This is a genomic window from Lactococcus cremoris subsp. cremoris NBRC 100676 (assembly GCF_001591705.1).
GTDB lineage: Bacteria > Bacillota > Bacilli > Lactobacillales > Streptococcaceae > Lactococcus > Lactococcus cremoris.
In genome coordinates, this window is record NZ_BCVK01000020.1 from 1 (window position 1) to 19,296 (window position 19,296).

Annotated in this window: 13 protein-coding genes and 1 pseudogene; 11 read left to right on the plus strand and 3 right to left on the minus strand. The window is 37.4% G+C overall.

Annotation, left to right across the window (positions count from 1 at the left end; all coding sequences use genetic code 11):
- The 3 genes and pseudogenes from LLA01S_RS13080 to LLA01S_RS04945 all read right to left on the minus strand — a co-directional run.
- A partial coding sequence (locus LLA01S_RS13080) for an IS3 family transposase (RefSeq protein ID WP_255209972.1) occupies positions 1-103 on the minus strand: 103 nt, incomplete at its 3' end.
- An 80-nt stretch (positions 104-183) separates the two neighbouring features.
- Positions 184-1,752, minus strand: a pseudogene (gene pepO, locus LLA01S_RS04940) (endopeptidase PepO); the annotation flags it as partial.
- Between the two features lie 126 nt (positions 1,753-1,878).
- Positions 1,879-2,553 (minus strand): helix-turn-helix domain-containing protein, encoded by a 675-nt coding sequence (locus LLA01S_RS04945; RefSeq protein ID WP_015082761.1) that lies wholly within the window; start codon positions 2,551-2,553, stop codon positions 1,879-1,881.
- A gap of 235 nt (positions 2,554-2,788) precedes the next feature.
- Between LLA01S_RS04945 and LLA01S_RS04950 the strand changes: the two genes are divergently transcribed.
- The 11 genes from LLA01S_RS04950 (at position 2,789) to LLA01S_RS05000 (ending at position 19,296) form a co-directional block, all read left to right on the plus strand.
- Positions 2,789-3,388, plus strand: coding sequence for a GAF domain-containing protein (locus LLA01S_RS04950; RefSeq protein ID WP_011676808.1), 600 nt, complete (start codon positions 2,789-2,791; stop codon positions 3,386-3,388).
- A gap of 268 nt (positions 3,389-3,656) precedes the next feature.
- Positions 3,657-7,247 (plus strand): DNA-directed RNA polymerase subunit beta, encoded by a 3,591-nt coding sequence (rpoB, locus tag LLA01S_RS04955; RefSeq protein WP_011676807.1) that lies wholly within the window; start codon positions 3,657-3,659, stop codon positions 7,245-7,247.
- A 107-nt stretch (positions 7,248-7,354) separates the two neighbouring features.
- Positions 7,355-10,978: a DNA-directed RNA polymerase subunit beta' gene (gene rpoC / locus LLA01S_RS04960; protein ID WP_061777932.1), complete on the plus strand. Its 3,624-nt coding sequence runs from the start codon at positions 7,355-7,357 to the stop codon at positions 10,976-10,978.
- Between the two features lie 180 nt (positions 10,979-11,158).
- Positions 11,159-12,010, plus strand: a complete 852-nt coding sequence (locus LLA01S_RS04965) for a diacylglycerol/lipid kinase family protein (protein WP_308167263.1) — start codon at positions 11,159-11,161, stop codon at positions 12,008-12,010.
- Positions 12,011-12,155: 145 nt separating this feature from the next.
- Positions 12,156-12,842 (plus strand): amino acid ABC transporter permease, encoded by a 687-nt coding sequence (locus tag LLA01S_RS04970; RefSeq protein WP_014572148.1) that lies wholly within the window; start codon positions 12,156-12,158, stop codon positions 12,840-12,842.
- Entirely contained in the window at positions 12,842-13,576 is a 735-nt protein-coding gene (locus LLA01S_RS04975; protein ID WP_011676803.1) for an amino acid ABC transporter ATP-binding protein, read from the plus strand. Before LLA01S_RS04970 ends, LLA01S_RS04975 begins: the two co-directional genes overlap by 1 nt.
- A 128-nt stretch (positions 13,577-13,704) precedes the next feature.
- A complete protein-coding gene (locus LLA01S_RS04980; RefSeq protein WP_011676802.1) occupies positions 13,705-14,406 on the plus strand; it encodes an adaptor protein MecA in 702 nt (233 codons plus the stop codon).
- Between the two features lie 2 nt (positions 14,407-14,408).
- Positions 14,409-15,734, plus strand: coding sequence for an MraY family glycosyltransferase (locus LLA01S_RS04985; protein WP_011676801.1), 1,326 nt, complete (start codon positions 14,409-14,411; stop codon positions 15,732-15,734).
- 175 nt (positions 15,735-15,909) lie between these two features.
- The gene (gene sufC, locus LLA01S_RS04990; RefSeq protein ID WP_011676800.1) at positions 15,910-16,680 is read left to right on the plus strand and encodes a Fe-S cluster assembly ATPase SufC; all 771 of its coding nucleotides are present in this window, start codon (positions 15,910-15,912) and stop codon (positions 16,678-16,680) included.
- A 139-nt stretch (positions 16,681-16,819) separates the two neighbouring features.
- Complete coding sequence (sufD, locus tag LLA01S_RS04995; protein ID WP_021165660.1) at positions 16,820-18,076, plus strand: Fe-S cluster assembly protein SufD; 1,257 nt, start codon at positions 16,820-16,822, stop codon at positions 18,074-18,076.
- Positions 18,076-19,296, plus strand: coding sequence for a cysteine desulfurase (locus LLA01S_RS05000; protein ID WP_021213770.1), 1,221 nt, complete (start codon positions 18,076-18,078; stop codon positions 19,294-19,296). Before sufD ends, LLA01S_RS05000 begins: the two co-directional genes overlap by 1 nt.

The following is a 19,296-nucleotide window of genomic DNA, read 5'->3' on the forward strand; positions in this document are numbered from 1 at the left end:
AGTTCGTGACATGGTACTTTTTGGCTAAATAATCACACCCCCCTACACCGTTATCATAATCCTGAACCACTTTTAGTTTTAGTTCAAATGAATATTTTGTCATAATAAAAGACCTTTCATATTTTTGAAAAGTCTATCTTTTGGGGGTCACTACAAGAAGAGGTACTTTTTTTATAAATTTAATTACCAGATTTTAAGACGTTTTTCTGGTGCACGATACATTTGGTCTGTTTCTTTGACATCAAAAGTTTCATAAAATTCTTCAAGATTTGTTGGTGGAATATTGGCACGGAGTTTAGCAGGAGCATGGACATCCATTGATAAAAGCATTTGTTGGAATTCTGTGCTTGCTTTCATACGCCAAATTTTAGCCCATTGGCTAAAGAAGGCTTTCAAATCAACATCATCTTCCTCTTTGGCTGCGGTTAGCGCAGCAGTGATTCCACCTTGGTCAGCAATATTTTCTGACACAATGAGTTTTCCGTTTGCTGGACCAGCTTCAGTTTCAACGCCATCAAAGAGCTCAATCATTTCTTTTTGTTTTTCTTCAAAGGCTTCGTAGTCTTTATCCAACCACCACTTGTTCAAATTCCCTTCTTTATCGAATTGGGCACCGTTATTATCGAAAGCATGAGAGATTTCATGGGCGATAACTGCACCAATTCCACCATAGTTTTGTGATGATGATTGGTCAAGAGAATAGAATGGGGCTTGGAGGATAGCGGCAGGAAAAACAATTGTATTACTATCTGGACTGTAATAAGCATTGACCATATGAGCTGGCATATGCCAAGTTGTTTTATCCACATCTTCTGAGAATTTTTCAAAGGTTCGAGCAGTCAAAATTTCATCAAATTTAACGGCATCTTCGTAAAGAGAACCAGAAGTCGTTTTTAAGCGACGATAAATTTCAGGTAATTTGTCAGGGAAACCAATAAAAGGTGTGATGGCATCTAATTTTTCAATTGCTTTTTCAGCAGTTTCTTGACTGAGCCAATCATTTTTACGTAATCGTTCTTGGTAAACTTTAATCATTGCCGCAACCATCCGTTTTACGTCGGCTTTTGCAGCTTCTCCAAAATATTTTTGACCATAGAATAAACCAATAACTTGGCTGAAATATGATTCGGTCAAATCAAGTTGATTTTTTTCTTGACTTCTTGCTTCTTGAACATTTGAAAGGAAACGACCATAAGCCCCACCAAGGATTCGTAAATCTTCAGTTAAGAAAGAAGTAGCGCGACGGGCAACTTTTGTCAGCATCCAAGCTTTAATCAGTGACCAGTTTTCTTCATTTACAAGTGAATCGAAGTTTTCATAAAAGCGGTCTTCGTACACGATGATTTTATCAGGTTCTGTTTTTACTAAATCATTAATTAGACTTTTAAAGTTTAGATTGGTAATTTCACTGACAAAGCTGTCAGTAGCAATTGGATGATAAAGCTCAGCATATTTTGCCCACTCTTCAGAAGTATTTGCTGACGGAACTAAAAGCTCATCGAATTTGACGGCATTTTGGGAAATTTCTTCAGCATTTTCCACTTCAAAGCGAGCTAAAATTTCTGCAGTATTTTTCGTCCAAAAATCAAGTAATTTTTTCTTTCGAGGATGTTTTTCATCATAATAACTAGTATCAGGTAAAAGTAAGCCTGGTCCAGAAAATCCAAGAGAGTAGTGAATCGCGTCTTTCATATCTGGTTCAACACTAAAAGAGAAAGGAACAGAATTAACAGTAGCAAATAAATCATCTTGAACTCTAGTCATATTCGACCTCCTAAGATTATGGATATTTTTTACATTATATCACACTTGCATAAAAAGCACTGACGATTCTATCAGTACTTTTTAAAGCCATGAAAATTAATGGAAAAAATCAAATTAAGAACTTCCAAAACGATAAATTTTGGTAATTTTACAAGATAAATCAGGTACTTCAGCAAGTTTTCCGCCATCACGACTTAAACAAACCAGTTTATTTTCTGTAACTAATAATTTGGCAAAGTGGTCGTGTTGTAATAAGAAATTACGAACAGAATCCGTATAATCAGTATCAGTAAATTTAACGAAGAGTAAATCTCCATTTCCAGGGGCTTCATCATCTAAAGGACCACCGATTAGTTCAAAAACAGCATCGTAACTTTCAGGAAGTTGTTTAGTGAGTAATTTAATCGTTTTTTTACTGTCTTGAAGAGCCCACGTGTTATCGCCGCAAAAAACAAATTGCCCAGCACTCAAAGAGATTGGTTCTCTTTCAAGAAGTTCAAGCTCATCAATACGATTTTGAATATAATTAAGCAGATGCTGTTTATTGTCTAAGGTTAGATACTCAAACAAGAGTTTTGCTTTATTATAACTGTACTTGTCATCTTTACCAAGAAGATACTCGGTCGTGACATTAAAATAATCAGCAATTTCTGTCAATCTTTTGGCAGAGGGTTCTTTTCCCAAGCGATAGTTGGCTAGGGCATTTCTGGGATATCTCAATTCTCTCTCGACTTGGTTGAAAGATTTCTGAGAATCAATAACTAAAGTTTTTAAACGGTCATAGAACATTAAAATCACCTCAATATGTATTGAATAAATATTTTTAATATTTGTAACACATATATGATATCACATAGTCATTAGATATAAAATAGCAAATACTTAAAAAAACAGCAATATCTAAGCTGGAAAATTAATTATTGAAAATTAGTTAAGAAAATCGACATCTTAAACGTTATATGGTAGTATAAAAGTAATCATAGGAATACTCATTGCCTTTTATGGGTAGAGAAAGGGAGAGAAGTTGAAGGAAATTTATGACAAAATAAAAGAGATTAATGTCACTTTGAAAAGATCATTTATCGATCTCGAAAAATCATTACCTTATCAAGATGTTGCGGAGAAAAGTGCTAAAATTTTAGAATGTACACTTTTTATGATAGATACAAAACGCAATTTTCTTGGTTACGGTTTTTCTGAAAAATTCTATCAGTCTGATATGAACCTCCAGAACTTTTTTACTTATCAAAAAATTTCCAAAGAACTATCTACAGAAATTTTAAATCAATATGAAATGAGTGAAAGCGAACAAATGACTCATTCAATTTTGAAATCAGTAAAAGAACTCTCAGGAAAATTTGCTAATCAATATTTGACTCTTATTCCTATTGAAGGGAATCATCTAAGATTAGGAACTGTTTTTCTCTTGACTGATGCACCATTAAATCAAGAAGAAGCAATCTTGGCAGATTTTCTATCAACATTTATCGGAAATCAAATGTCTTATATTATGCTGTCAGAGCTGGAAACCAAACGGCGAAATGAAACCTTTGTTTCATTGGTTCAATCCTTATCTCGTTCAGAATTAGAAGCCTTTAAAAGTATTATTGAAAAAATTGAATGATAAGCTAGATAAGCCTTGAAAATTTCTACAATAAATAGTATAATAGAAATAATGGTTTGTCAGCAAAATCTGTGGGATATATTGTCCCCATAGGCTTTGTAAGCAACGAAACACTACTGTTTTCGTTGCTTTTTTGGCGTCTTTTATATTGAATAAACCAGAAAAGTTATTAAAAAGACAAACTACTGACTTTTCGGTTTTTTTAATTAAAAATTCATCAAAAACACAGACTTTTTTAATCAAATCTAAAAAATAGAGGAGAAAACACTTGGCAGGACATGACATAAAATACGGTAAACACCGTACAAGACGGAGTTTTTCACGTATTAAAGAAGTAATCGGTTTGCCAAACCTCATCGAAGTTCAAACATTAAGTTATAAAAACTTCCTCGATGAAGGTCTTGCAAATGTCTTCAAAGAAATGTTTCCAATCGACAACTTTGCGGGTACAATGGAACTCGAATTTGTTGGTTATGAAATGAAAACCCCAAAATACACTGTTGAAGAAGCTCGCGCACATGACGCAAACTATTCAGCACCTATCTATGTAACCTTCCGTCTTGTAAATAAAGAAACTGGTGAATTAAAAACACAAGAAGTCTTCTTTGGTGACTTCCCACTCATGACTGAAATGGGGACATTTATCAATAATGGTTCAGAACGTTTGATCGTCAGTCAGTTGGTACGTAGTCCAGGTTCATATTTCCACCTTAAAACGGATAAAAATGGTCTTGAAAGTTTTGGACATACCACAATTCCTAACCGTGGAGCTTGGTTTGAGTTGGATACAGATGCTAAAGGCATTGGTTATGTTCGTATTGATCGTACTCGTAAATTAACTTTCACAACAATGCTTCGTGCGCTTGGATTTGGTTCAGATGACGAAATCCTTGAATTGTTGGGTGAAACTCAACTTTTGACAGACACAATTGCAAAAGATGTTCATAAAAATCCAGCTGACACTCGTGTAGAAGAAGCCCTCAAAGACATCTATGACCGCTTGCGTCCAGGAGAACCAAAAACAGCAGACAGCTCACGTGGCTTACTTGTTGCGCGTTTCTTCGATCCAAAACGTTATGATTTTGCTCCTGTTGGACGTTATAAATTTAACAAAAAACTAGCTCTTAAAAATCGTTTGCTTGGTTTGACTTTGGCTGAGCCAATTGTTGATCCAGAAACTGGCGAAATTCTTGTTAATACAGATACACTTGTGACTCGTGACGTGCTCGATTTAATCGAACCATTGCTTGATAATGGTCTTGGAAACTTCGTTGTTGAACCTTCTGACGATGCAGTAATTCCAGAACCAATCACTTTGCAAAGTATTAAAGTTTATTCTCCTAAAGATTCAGAACGTGTTGTGACATTGCTCTCAAATGGTAATCCAGATTCAGAATGTCGTGTCTTGACACCAGCCGATGTTATTTCAAACATCAGCTACTGGCTTGGACTTGCTGAAGGAATTGGTAAAGTAGACGATATTGACCACTTAGGTAACCGTCGTATTCGTTCAGTTGGTGAATTACTTCAAAACCAAGTACGTATCGGACTTTCACGTATGGAACGTGTCATTCGTGAACGTATGTCATCTTCAGAAAACGAAAATATCACACCGCAAGGTTTGATTAACATTCGTCCTGTAACAGCTTCAATCAAAGAATTCTTTGGTTCATCACAGTTGTCACAATTTATGGACCAACATAATCCTTTGTCTGAGCTTTCACACAAACGTCGTTTCTCTGCCTTAGGACCTGGTGGTATCTCTCGTGACCGTGCTTCATATGAAGTGCGTGACGTTCACTACACTCACTATGGCCGTATGTGTCCTATTGAAACACCTGAAGGACCAAACATCGGTTTGATTAACAACTTGTCATCATATGCCAAAGTTAATGAATATGGTTTCATCATGTCACCATATCGTCGTGTTGACCGTGTGAATGGAATTGTTACTGACGAAGTTGAATATTTGACTGCCGATGAAGAAGATAACTACACTGTAGCCCAAGCGAACTCACCATTGACTGATGACAGTCGTTTTGCTAACGAAACAGTTATGGCTCGTCATACAGGTAACAATATTGAAGTTGAAGCTTCAACAGCTGACTATATGGATGTTTCACCTAAACAGGTTATCGCCGTCGCTGCTGCTTGTATTCCTTTCTTGGAAAACGATGACTCCAACCGTGCCCTCATGGGTGCCAACATGCAACGTCAAGCAGTTCCATTGATTGACCCACATGCACCTTGGATTGGTACTGGTATGGAACATCAAACCGCTCGCGACTCAGGAGCTGCCCTTCTTGCTAAGCATGCAGGTGTAGTTGAATATGTTGACGGTAATGAAATCCGTGTTCGCCGTACATCTGGTGAACTTGATATTTACAATATTACAAAATATCGTCGTTCTAACTCAGGAACTTCTTATAATCAACGTCCATTGGCTCGTCTTGGCGAAAAAGTTGAAAAAAACGACATCATCGCTGACGGTCCATCTATGGAAAATGGAGAAATGGCCCTTGGTCAAAATCCACTCGTTGCCTATATGACTTGGGAAGGTTATAACTTTGAGGATGCCGTAATCATGTCTGAACGTTTGATTAAAGATGACGTTTATACATCAATCGCAATCGAAGAATATGAATCAGAGACTCGCGATACAAAACTTGGCCCTGAAGAAATTACACGCGAAATTCCAAACGTCGGGGATGAAGCACTCAAAAACCTTGATGAATCAGGAATTATCCGTATTGGTGCCGAAGTTAAAGATGGTGATTTGCTTGTTGGTAAAGTAACACCTAAGGGTGAAACTGACCCAACACCAGAAGAACGTTTGCTTCGTGCAATCTTCGGTGAAAAAGCTCGTGAAGTTCGTGATACTTCACTTCGTGTTCCTCACGGTGGAGGCGGTATCGTTCATGACGTTCGCGTATTTACCCGTGAAAATGGTGATGAATTACCATCAGGTGTGAATAAACTCGTTCGTGTCTTCATTGCTCAAAAACGTAAGATTCACGTTGGGGATAAAATGGCCGGTCGTCACGGTAACAAAGGGGTTGTTTCAAATATCGTTCCCGTGGAAGATATGCCTTACTTACCAGATGGAACACCGATTGATATCATGTTGAACCCACTTGGGGTACCATCACGGATGAATATTGGACAAGTTATGGAGCTCCATTTAGGTATGGCTGCTCGTACACTTGGTATTCACATTGCGACACCAGTGTTTGATGGAGCCTCTGATGAAGATATCTGGGATACTGTTAAAGAAGCTGGTATGGCTGCTGATGCGAAAACAGTTCTCTATGACGGACGTACTGGTGAACCATTTGATAACCGAATTTCAGTCGGTGTCATGTACATGATTAAACTTCACCACATGGTTGATGATAAACTCCATGCACGTTCAGTTGGTCCTTACTCACTCGTTACACAACAACCGCTCGGTGGTAAAGCACAGTTCGGTGGACAACGTTTCGGGGAAATGGAAGTTTGGGCGCTTGAAGCTTATGGTGCTGCCAATGTTCTTCAAGAAATCTTAACTTACAAATCAGATGACGTAATTGGACGTACGCGCGCCTATGAAGCTATCGTTAAGGGTGAACGTATTCCTAAACCAGGTCTTCCTGAATCATTCCGCGTATTGGTTAAAGAATTACAATCACTTGGTCTTGATATGAAAGTCTTCGATGCTGATCGTAATGTTCTTGACTTGCGTGAATTGGATGAAGATGAAGTAATGACTCGTCCAGATAATACAGAAATTACTCCGGAAATGCTTGAAGCACAAGAAGCAATTGTTGCACAAGCAGAAGCTGAAGAAGAAGCTTTGATTAACGCTGATATTGAAAAATAAGATTTTGTAATTAATATTTGGAGAGGGATTTACTGACAAAAATTCTGTCAGTAAATCTCTAATCTCAAAATCGTCTAGCGTTAAATTTATTAGAAGTGGAGAAAGAATTGGTTGATGTAAATAAATTTGAGAGTATGCGTATTGGTATCGCATCTCCACAAAAAATTCGTTACTGGTCATTCGGTGAAGTAAAAAAACCAGAAACAATTAACTATCGTACACAAAAACCTGAACGTGAAGGACTCTTTGACGAACGTATTTTCGGTCCTCAAAAAGACTGGGAATGTGCTTGTGGAAAACTTAAAGGTGTTTTCTATAAGAATCAAGTCTGTGAACTTTGTGGTGTTCAAGTAACAACTGCAAAATCACGTCGTGAACGTATGGGACATATTGAGCTTGCTGCTCCAATTTCACATATTTGGTATTTCAAGGGAATTCCATCACGTATGGGACTCGCTCTGAATATGAGCCCGCGTGCACTTGAAGAAGTAATTTACTTCGCAAGTTATGTGGTAATTGATCCAAAAGAAACTGATCTTGAGAAAAAACAACTCTTGACTGAGCGTGAATATCGTGAACAACTTTTGAAAAATGGTTTTGGTTCATTCGTTGCAAAAATGGGTGCTGAAGCAATTCAAGATTTGTTGAATGATGTTGATATTGACAAAGAAGTTGCTGAACTCAAAGAAGAACTCAAAACAGTGACTGGACAACGTCGTGTAAAAATTATTCGTCGTTTAGATGTTTTGTCAGCTTTCAGAAAATCAGGAAATGCTTTATCTTGGATGGTCTTAAACGTATTACCAGTTATTCCACCAGATTTGCGTCCAATGGTTCAATTAGATGGTGGACGTTTTGCCACATCTGACTTGAATGACTTGTATCGTCGTGTTATCAACCGTAATAACCGTTTGAAACGTTTGATGGAACTTAATGCTCCAAATATTATCGTTCAAAATGAAAAACGGATGCTCCAAGAAGCTGTTGATACTTTGATTGACAATGGTCGTCGTGGTCGTCCAATCACTGGTGCTGGTAACCGTCCATTGAAATCTCTTTCACACATGTTGAAAGGGAAACAAGGACGTTTCCGTCAAAACTTGCTTGGTAAACGTGTTGACTATTCTGGACGTTCAGTTATCGCTGTCGGTCCAACACTTAAAATGTACCAATGTGGTGTTCCACGTGAAATGGCGATTGAGTTGTTCAAACCATTTGTAATGGCACAACTTGTTAAAAAAGAATTGGCTGCTAATATTCGTGCGGCTAAACGTAAAGTTGAACGTCAAGATTCAGACGTTTGGGATGTACTTGAAACGGTTGTTAAAGAACACCCTGTTCTCCTTAACCGCGCACCTACGCTTCACCGTTTGGGGATTCAAGCTTTTGAACCAGTCTTAATTGATGGTAAAGCCATCCGTCTTCACCCACTTGCTTGTGAAGCCTATAACGCCGACTTTGACGGTGACCAAATGGCCATTCACTTGCCATTGTCTGAAGAAGCACAAGCTGAAGCACGTCTTTTGATGCTTGCTGCTGAACATATCTTGAACCCTAAAGATGGTAAACCAGTTGTTACACCATCACAAGATATGGTCCTTGGTAACTACTACCTTACAATGGAAGAAAAAGGTCGTGAAGGCGAAGGAATGATTTTTGCAACTCCTGAAGAAGTTGAAATCGCAATGCGTAACGGTTATGTACACTTGCATACACGTATCGGTATCGCGACAAAATCACTCAATAAGCCTTGGACTGAAAATCAACAAGATAAAATCTTGGTAACCACTGTTGGTAAAGTTATTTTCAACTCAATCATTCCAGAAGGAATGCCTTACTTGAATGAACCAACTGATGTTAACTTGACAACTTCAACTGATGACCGTTTCTTTATGGATGCTGGTCAAAACATCAAAGAAGTTTTGGCTGGAATCGATACTGTTCGTCCATTCAAAAAAGGATATCTTGGAAATATTATCGCCGAAGTATTCAAACGTTACCGTACAACAGCTACATCTGAGTACCTTGACCGTTTGAAAGACCTTGGTTACCACCAATCTACTTTGGCTGGTTTGACTGTGGGTATCGCTGATATTCCTGTTGTTGAAGATAAACATGAAATCATTGATGCTGCGCATAAACGCGTAGAACAAATCACTAAAAAATTCCGTCGCGGTTTGATTACTGATGATGAACGTTATAATGCCGTTACTGGTGTTTGGCGTGATGCAAAAGAGTCTCTCGAAAAACGATTGATTGAAGAACAAGATTTGACAAACCCAATCGTTATGATGATGGATTCTGGAGCCCGTGGTAATATTTCTAACTTCTCTCAACTTGCTGGTATGCGTGGATTGATGGCTGCTCCTAATGGTAAAATCATGGAATTGCCTATCATCTCTAACTTCCGTGAAGGACTTTCTGTCTTGGGAATGTTCTTCTCAACTCACGGTGCTCGTAAAGGGATGACCGATACGGCCCTTAAGACAGCCGACTCAGGTTACCTTACTCGTCGTTTGGTTGACGTTGCTCAAGATGTTATCATTCGTGAAGATGACTGTGGTACTGACCGCGGACTTGTGATTGCTGATATTGCAACTGGTAAAGAAATGGTTGAACCACTCTTTGAACGTTTGGTTGGTCGTTACACTCGTAAATCAGTCCTTCATCCAGAAACTGGTGAAATGATTATTGGCGATGATACTTTGATTTCTGAAGATATTGCTCGTAAAATCATTGAAGCTGGCGTTAAAGAAGTAACAATCCGTTCAGTATTTACATGTAAAACACCACATGGTGTATGTAAACATTGTTATGGTATCAACTTGGCAACAGGTGATGCTGTTGAAGTTGGTGAAGCTGTTGGTACAATCGCCGCTCAATCTATCGGTGAACCTGGTACTCAGTTGACAATGCGTACATTCCACACGGGTGGTGTTGCGTCAAGTTCAGATATTACTCAAGGTTTGCCTCGTGTCCAAGAAATCTTTGAAGCACGTAACCCTAAAGGGGAAGCAATCATCACTGAAGTAACTGGTACAGTTGAATCAATCGTTGAAGATGGCGCAACTCGTACTCGTGAAATTACTGTCAAAGGTAAAACAGATACTCGTAGCTACACTGTAGGTATGGCTGATGTCTTGATGGTTGAAGAAGGCGAATTTATCCACCGTGGTGCGCCTTTGATTCAAGGTTCTATTGAACCTAAACATTTGCTTCAAGTTCGTGATGCTTTGTCAGTGGAAACTTACTTGCTCGGTGAAGTTCAAAAAACTTACCGTTCACAAGGGGTTGAAATTGGTGACAAGCACATCGAGGTAATGGTTCGCCAAATGCTTCGTAAAGTTCGTATCATGGACAATGGTTCAATTGATGTGCTTCCAGGTACTTTGATGGACATTTCTGATTTTGAAGCTTTGAATGAAACTGCACTCTTGAATGGTGAAATGCCTGCAACTGGTCGTCCAGTCTTGATGGGTATTACTAAAGCCTCTCTTGAAACAAATTCATTCTTGTCAGCTGCGTCATTCCAAGAAACAACTCGTGTCCTTACTGATGCCGCAATTCGTGGTAAAGAAGACCATTTGCTTGGTTTGAAAGAAAATGTTATTATCGGTAAGATTATTCCTGCTGGTACAGGTATGTTCCGTTACCGTAACATCGAACCTTTAGCTGATTTGACAAATGCTCCAGAAGTAAAAGAAGTTGAAACAGAAACTGTGGAAAACTAGTTTTAAATCTTGAAATTAAATAAAAAGTTACTGATGAAATTTTGTCAGTAACTTTTTTTATTAAATTTACTGACAAAATCATTAAAAACATAAAATCTCTGTCATTTTTGGTAAAATAATTCTATGACTTATTATCTCCTTGCAAATCCCAATTCTGGTGCAGGTAAAGGTGCATGAACATTGGAGATTCTGATTCCATATTTGGAAAAAAATAATTATGATTATCGACTTTTTAAAACTAATGCTCCTAGTGAAGAAGGGGATTTAGTAAAACAAATATTAGAACTTAAAGTGGCTGAAGACCATTTAGTGATTATAGGCGGTGATGGGACCATTTCGCTTGTTATAAATGAACTTCCAGAAGAAGAAGCATTTTCGTATATTCCATCAGGTTCAGGTAATGATTTTGCTAGAAGCTTGAACTTAATTCTTGACCCAATTGAATCTTTTGAGGCTGCTCGTAGTGGAATGAATCATGAAATTTTTATTATGAATTATCAATCTAAAGGATTGAATGGCTATGCTTTAAATAATATTGGGATTGGATTAGATGCGGCGATAGTACAAGCTGCCAATGAAGGAAAACTTAAGCAATTTCTAAATAAATTAAAGCTAGGGAGTTTTTCTTATATTTTGACCGCTTTACATGTTTTAATCACTAAAAAAGCATTTCCGGCTTTGATTGAGATAGAAAATCAGCAAATATCTTTAGAAAAAACTTTCCTGATGACTTTTACTAAACATCCATATTTTGGAGGAGGGGTAAAAATTTCCCCAGAAGCTTCCAACCAAAATGCAGATATTCATTTGGTAGAATACAGTAAACACTCTTTGTTTCGAACTTTTTCCTTGATTCCGAGTGTTCTTCGTGGAACTCATTTAAAACATCCTTTATTTCTCCATCGTGTTAATCCACACTTTTCCGTAGAACTAGCAGAAAGTCAACCCGTACAAATTGATGGAGAAATTCATCATTTAGCTGCCGCTGACAGACTTTCCATCAGTACCGAAAAACGAATGATTATTTACTGACAGAATAAAAACTCCGTAATTGGAGTTTTTATTTATCTAAAATTAATTTTTATACAAAAATTATTGTATTTTTATACTTTTTATATTATAATTATGCTATTGTTTTTTTATAAAAATAGAAATTATAAAAGAGAAGAGAGAAAATATGAATTTTGATTTTTTACCGAAATATTTACCCTACTTTAATGATGGAATGATTGTAACGATATTTATTTCAGCTTTTGTGGTCTTAATTGGAACGCTTTTAGGGATTGTCACAGCATTGGCAAAAATTTCTAAGATTGCTCCATTACGCTGGCTAGCCAATATCTATATTGAAATTTTTCGTGGGACACCTATGCTGGTTCAAATCATGCTTGGTTTTGGCCTAATGGGAAGTATTTCTTTACCTACTTTTCAAGTAGGAATTTTGCAACAAGATTTGGGACGTTTGATTCCCGGGATTATCGTGATTTCGTTGAACTCTGGTGCTTATATGGCGGAAATTGTTCGGGCGGGGATTGAAGCAGTACCTCTTGGGCAAAAAGAAGCGGCTTATTCTTTGGGGATTCGACCAAGACAAGCGATGACAACCGTTATCCTACCTCAAGCATTGCGAAATATTTTACCAGCCGTAGGAAATGAATTTGTAACGATAATTAAGGACAGCTCGCTCCTTTATACGATTGGGGTTATGGAAGTTTTCAATGGCGCGCAAACCGTGGCGAATTTGACTTACCAAACAATTAGTCCAATGATATTTGTCGCACTTTACTACTTTGTGGTCACTTTTGTTGTTAGTCGCTTACTTGTTCTGTTTGAAAAGAGACTTGGGAAAGGATATGCGAAATAATGAATGAATATTTAATTGAAATAAAAAATTTGCATAAATATTTTGGGAAGAATGAAGTATTAAAAGGACTTGATATTCAAATAAAAAAAGGTGAAGTTGTTGTGATGATTGGACCATCAGGTTCTGGGAAATCAACTTTTTTAAGAACAATGAATTTATTAGAAAAACCAACTGATGGAGAAGTCTATTTTGAAGGAATTAATATTGCTGATAAATCTGTAGACGTCTTTAAACATCGCGAAAAAATGGGAATGGTTTTTCAGCAATTTAATCTTTTTCCAAATATGACAGTCCTTGAAAATCTTTGCTTGGCCCCAATAAAAACAGGGAAAATGACGAAAGATGAAGCTCTAAAGACTGCAGAAGATTTACTTCAAAGAGTTGGATTATCAGATAAAGCAGAAGCCTATCCACAGTCTCTATCAGGTGGACAGCAACAAAGGGTAGCTATTGCTCGGGCTTTGGCTATGAATCCGGATGTAATGCTTTTTGATGAACCAACGTCGGCACTTGACCCGGAAATGGTTGGGGAGGTTCTGTCAGTAATGCAAGAACTCGCCAAAGAAGGGATGACGATGGTCGTTGTCACTCATGAAATGGGCTTTGCTAAAACAGTTGCTGACAGAGTATTATTTATGGCTGATGGAACAATTGTTGAGCAAGGCAAACCAGCTCAAATCTTTGAAAAGCCTAAAGAAAAACGGACCCAAGACTTTCTAGCTAAAGTCTTATAATAAAGGTTTCATATAGTTATATGGAATATCAAAAAACGGCATGAGTGCTGTTTTTTTTCTGGTCTGTGGTATAATACTATTAAGACTGGTAAAGTGATAGAAGATAAATTATAGAAAAGAGAAACAAAATGAAGTATGAGGATATAAATGAAAACACTATAAAAATCACCTTGTCTTTTGATGATTTGACAGATTATGATATCAAGTTATCTGACTTTTTTGGAAATCAAGAAGTCATTGAACAATTTTTCTATGAATTAGTTGATGAACTTGGCTTAGAAAATCGTTTTGGAAATGTAGGGATGTTAACTTTCCAAATTCAACCCTTCCCACAAGGCGTCCATATGATTGTTCATGAAGAAGCAATGTTGGGTGAAGGCGGAGAGATTCCAGATGATCCTGAAGAATTTGAAGAATTAATGACTGGTTTTTATAATAAATTAAATGAAATAGGGGCAGATATGGCGCGCGAGCGAGGAATTACTGATTTTAAACCTGGACTTGGTTTACCAGGGGCTAAAAAAGAAGAAGCCGAACATGAGCCAGACTTTATATACTACTCTATTCGTTATGATGACATGATGTCTGTCTTGACTGGAATAAAAAATGTGAAATTCGCAGATGAAGAGTCAGAATTTTATCGTTATGATGGTAATTTTTATCTTGTTGTTTTAGATAATCAAAAAGCAAAAGGTAAAATGCATGTTGAAAGCACACGTTCACGGATGATGGAATATGGTGAAGCGACAAAAATGAGTCGAGAATTTTTGCAGGAGTATGGTGAATGCCTAATCACAACGCGTGCTTTAGACGTTCTTAGAAAAATCTAAATATGGTTGATACATTAAAAGAAATCCCTTTTGCACTCAAGTTTTTAATGGTTATAATTATCACTTTTGGTATTTCAGTGATTTTAACCCCAGTTATGACTTTTGTGTCTAAGGTAATTGGCGCTGTGGATAAACCCAATGAGCGCCGCGTCAATAAAAAACCGATGCCTTCAGCTGGAGGCTTGGTTATTTTCATTGCTTTTGCGGTTGCCACATTATTTATCCTTCCGCAAATCGTGCATGCCCAACCTCCAATCCATTCCCAACCTCCCGGAAACGGAAATGGTCACCATCCCATTCAATTAGTTAGTTATTTGAGTTACATTTGGCCCTTTATTGTGGGTGGTGGAATTGTTGTTTTGACTGGTTTGGTTGATGATATAAAAGAAATATCACCTAAAATGAAACTCTTAGGTTTGACAATTGCTGCGAGTTTTATCTGGTTCTTTACCAATGCACGTTTTGATAATTTAAAAATTCCTTTTGGTGGTCCTTTATTAATTTTTCCGGGCTGGTTATCCTTTATCTTTACGGTATTTTGGATACTGGCTATTACGAATGCGATTAATTTAATTGATGGTTTAGACGGACTTGCCAGTGGGGTATCCATTATTTCACTGACGACAATGGGAATTGTCTCTTACTTTTTCCTACCAAGTCCAAATGTGTTCTTACCAATTACTATTTTCACGGTAGTAGCTGCAATCATGGGATTCTTTCCCTATAATTATCACCCAGCAATTATATATTTGGGAGATACAGGAGCTTTATTCCTTGGATTCATAATCTCGGTTGCCTCTTTACAAGGCTTGAAAAATGCGACTGCTGTAGCCGTTTTAACTCCCTTGTTAATTTTGGGAGTACCGCTCACAGATACAATCATGGCTATGATTCGTCGGAAATTAAATCGACAATCTATTGCAACAGCTGACAAAAGGCACTTGCATCATCGGCTCATGGCACTTGGCTTTACGCATCGCGGCGCTGTACTTGTAATTTATGGAATTGCCTCAATTTTTGCCTTTATCTCGATTCTCTTACAATTTTCAAGTCGAATTGGTGGGATTTTACTAGTAATCGCATGTCTTTTTGGACTAGAAATCTTTATTGAACTTGTTGGAATTCTGGGTGAAAATCGTCAGCCAGTCTTGAAAGCTTTGAAATTCGTTGGAAATTCAGCTTATCGTGACGAAGTTCTTCACCCTGAACGGACTGACAAAAGAGATAATAAAGACCAAGAACAGTATTCAGTAGTAGATGAAGAAGTTGATGAACCGACACAAGAATTTCCAATTCAAAATTATCGAAGAAGTCGACATAAAAAATAAAAAAACCTCTAATTTTATAGAGGTTTTTTGGTATCTAAAAAAGCAAAATGGCATTTATTTTTTATATTGCGATTGATAAAAATAATATGAGCGAAAATAACAAATTTTATCAATTTTTTGTTAGAATAGAGACTATAAATGTCAAATACAATTGACAATTCAAAGGAGCGAAAAAATGGCTACACTTGAAATTAAAAATCTTCATGTGGCGATTGAAGATAAAGAGATTCTCAAAGGAGTCAACCTAGTCATCAATACCAATGAAATTCATGCAATTATGGGACCTAACGGAACTGGTAAATCGACTTTATCGGCAGCGATTATGGGTAACCCTAATTATACCGTCACTGAGGGAGAAGTTCTTTTTGATGGTCAAAATGTTTTAGAGATGGAAGTTGATGAAAGAGCTCGTTTAGGCCTATTTCTTGCAATGCAATATCCATCTGAAATTCCAGGAATCACTAACGCAGAATTTTTACGGGCAGCAATGAATGCCAAACGTGCTGAAGATGATAAAGTTTCTGTCATGGGATTTATCAAAAAATTGGATAAAAATATGGATGTCTTGAGCATGAAAGAAGAGATGGCGGAACGTTATCTCAATGAAGGATTTTCTGGTGGTGAAAAGAAACGAAATGAAATTCTACAACTTTTGATGTTAGAACCAACTTTTGCTATTCTTGATGAAATTGACTCAGGACTTGATATCGACGCTTTAAAAGTCGTTGCAAAAGGTGTTAATTCAATGCGTGGCGAGAAATTTGGTGCATTGATTATCACACATTACCAACGTTTGCTTGATTACATTACACCTGATGTTGTCCACATCATGATGGATGGTCGTGTGGTGAAAACCGGTGGCGCTGAATTGGCTAAACGTCTGGAAACTGAAGGATATGTCAATATTGCTGAGGAACTTGGACTAGAATATAAAGAAGAAGTTTAAGGAAAGGAGCTAGTAAGTCTATTTTTATCTACTGACAAAGCTGTCAGTAAGTTTAAATGTTCATCAATTTACTGACAGAATAATTTGTCAATAAATCGATAAGTTTACCTATAAAAATAAAAACTTGCTAATAATAATTATGAATCAAGACATCTTAAACTTTTCACAAATGCATGCTGAACCAGCTTGGTTGTCAGATTTACGCCAAAAAGCGGCGCTTGAATTTGAAAATTTAGAATTACCAAATATTGAACGAGTTAAAATCAATCGTTGGGGCTTAGACCATTTAACAATTTCTGAAAATGAAGAAATTGGCTCTGTTCCCACTTTTACAGAAATCCCAAATCATCCCTTACTTGTTCAAGTTGGAAGCCAAACGGTTATGGAACAAATGACGAAAACGCTGGCTGAACAAGGGGTAATTTTTACAGATTTTAATTCGGCTTTGACAGAAATTCCAGAATTAGTTGAAGAAAACTTTGGATCTGTCGTTCCCTTTAATGAAAGTCGTTTAACAGCAGCAAATGCTGCAACTTTTAATTCTGGTTTGGTTTTCTATGTTCCAGATGGTGTGGAAGTTCTTGAGCCCATTGAATCAATTTTGATGCAAGAGGGTTCATCAGAAGTTCCCTTTAATAAACGAATTTTGCTTATTGTAGGAAAAAATGCGAAAGTTGATTATCTCGAGCGCTTGGAAACAAGTGGGGAGCAAACAGCCAAAGCAATAGCAAATCTAGTTGTTGAAGTTATTGCAAAAGCAGGGGCGCAAGTCAAATTTGCAGCCATTGACCGTTTAGGAAAAAATGTCACAGCATCAGTCATTCGTCGTGGCTTGATTGGGGATAATGCAACGGTTGACTGGTCAGTTGGAGTCATGAATGACGGAAATGTTGTGGCGGACTTTGACAGTGACCTTAAAGGGAATGGTTCTCATTCACAAATAAAAGTGGTTGGAATTTCAACAGGTCATCAAACGCAAGGAATTGCCACAAGAGTGACTAACTTTGGTTTAAATTCTGTCGGACACATTTTGCAAAATGGCGTTATTCTTGATAAAGGAACTTTGACCTTTAATGCAATTGGTCATATTATCAAAGGAGCCAAAAATGCGGATGCCCAACAATCATCTCATGTTTTGATGCTTTCTGATAAAGGACGAGGAGATGCAAATCCAATTCTCTTGATTGACGAAAATGAAGTAACCGCAGGTCACGCAGCTTCTGTTGGGCAGGTTGATGAAGAAGATTTATTTTATCTTCAATCTCGTGGACTTGATGAAGAAACAGCTAAACGACTTGTTATTCGTGGATTCCTTGGCTCAGTCGTCAGTGAAATTCCTGTCAAATCAGTTCAAGCAGAATTTATTGAAACTATTGAAAGAAAGCTGGGCATGTAATGCTTGAAGGCATCAAAAATGAATTTCCAGTTCTGAATCAAATTGTTAATGATGAACCTTTGGTTTATTTGGATAATGCAGCAACCACTCAAAAACCTTTGAGCGTTTTTTCAGCGATAAAGGATTATTATGAAAATGATAACGCCAATGTCCATCGTGGTGTTCATACGTTAGCAGAGCGAGCGACTGAAAAATATGAAGCAGCGCGTGAAAAAGTCCGTGCCTTTATCAATGCTAAATCAACAAAAGAAGTCTTATTTACCAGAGGAACAACCACCTCAATTAATTGGGTGGCTCAATTTGCTGGACAAATCTTGAAAGCAGATGATGAGATTGTCATTTCCATTATGGAACATCATTCTAACATCGTTCCTTGGCAAGAAGTAGCTAAGAAAACAGGGGCAATCTTAAAATTTGTTTATCTCAAAGAGGGCGAATTGGATATGGAAGATTTGCGTCAAAAAGTCACAGCGCAAACGAAATTCGTGTCAATTGCTCATGTCTCTAATGTCTTAGGGACGATTAATCCGATAGAGGAAATTTCAAAAATTGCTCATGAACAGGGTGGTGCCTATCTGGTCGTTGATGGCGCGCAATCTACGCCACATATGGCGCTTGACCTTCAAAAAATGGATGTCGATTTCTTTGCTTTTTCAGGTCATAAAATGATGGGACCCACAGGAATCGGTGTTCTTTATGGCAAAGAAGAATTACTTAATCAATTTGAACCCGTAGAATTTGGTGGGGAAATGATTGATTTTGTTTATGAAAGTCATTCAACCTGGACAGAACTTCCTTGGAAATTTGAAGCAGGAACACCAAATATTGCGGGTGCTATTGCTTTAGGAGCAGCTATTGATTATATTCAAGAGCTTGGAATTGACCAAATTCATCAACATGAAGCCGAATTGATAGATTATGTGATGCCAAAACTTCAGAATATTGAAGGCTTAACAATTTATGGACCAAAAGATAACAAAAAACGTAGTGGAGTTATTGCTTTTAATATTGAAGGCCTTCATCCGCATGATGTCGCTACGGCATTGGATATGGAAGGGGTAGCTGTCAGAGCTGGTCATCACTGTGCTCAACCATTATTGAATTATCTTGATACTCCGGCAACGGCTAGAGCAAGCTTTTATATCTATAATACCAAAGCAGACTGTGATAAATTGGTTGAGGCACTTCAAAAAACAAAGGAGTTTTTCAAACTTGATTAA

What these genes read in the sequence shown, in the direction of transcription:
- LLA01S_RS04945 (WP_015082761.1), bottom strand. Translation starts at nt 2,553, where the DNA reads ATGTTCTATGACCGTTTAAAAACTTTAGTTATTGATTCTCAGAAATCT.
- LLA01S_RS04970 (WP_014572148.1), top strand. Translation starts at nt 12,156, where the DNA reads ATGAATTTTGATTTTTTACCGAAATATTTACCCTACTTTAATGATGGA.
- LLA01S_RS04975 (WP_011676803.1), top strand. Translation starts at nt 12,842, where the DNA reads ATGAATGAATATTTAATTGAAATAAAAAATTTGCATAAATATTTTGGG.
- LLA01S_RS04980 (WP_011676802.1), top strand. Translation starts at nt 13,705, where the DNA reads ATGAAGTATGAGGATATAAATGAAAACACTATAAAAATCACCTTGTCT.
- LLA01S_RS04985 (WP_011676801.1), top strand. Translation starts at nt 14,409, where the DNA reads ATGGTTGATACATTAAAAGAAATCCCTTTTGCACTCAAGTTTTTAATG.
- sufC (WP_011676800.1), top strand. Translation starts at nt 15,910, where the DNA reads ATGGCTACACTTGAAATTAAAAATCTTCATGTGGCGATTGAAGATAAA.
- sufD (WP_021165660.1), top strand. Translation starts at nt 16,820, where the DNA reads ATGAATCAAGACATCTTAAACTTTTCACAAATGCATGCTGAACCAGCT.
- LLA01S_RS05000 (WP_021213770.1), top strand. Translation starts at nt 18,076, where the DNA reads ATGCTTGAAGGCATCAAAAATGAATTTCCAGTTCTGAATCAAATTGTT.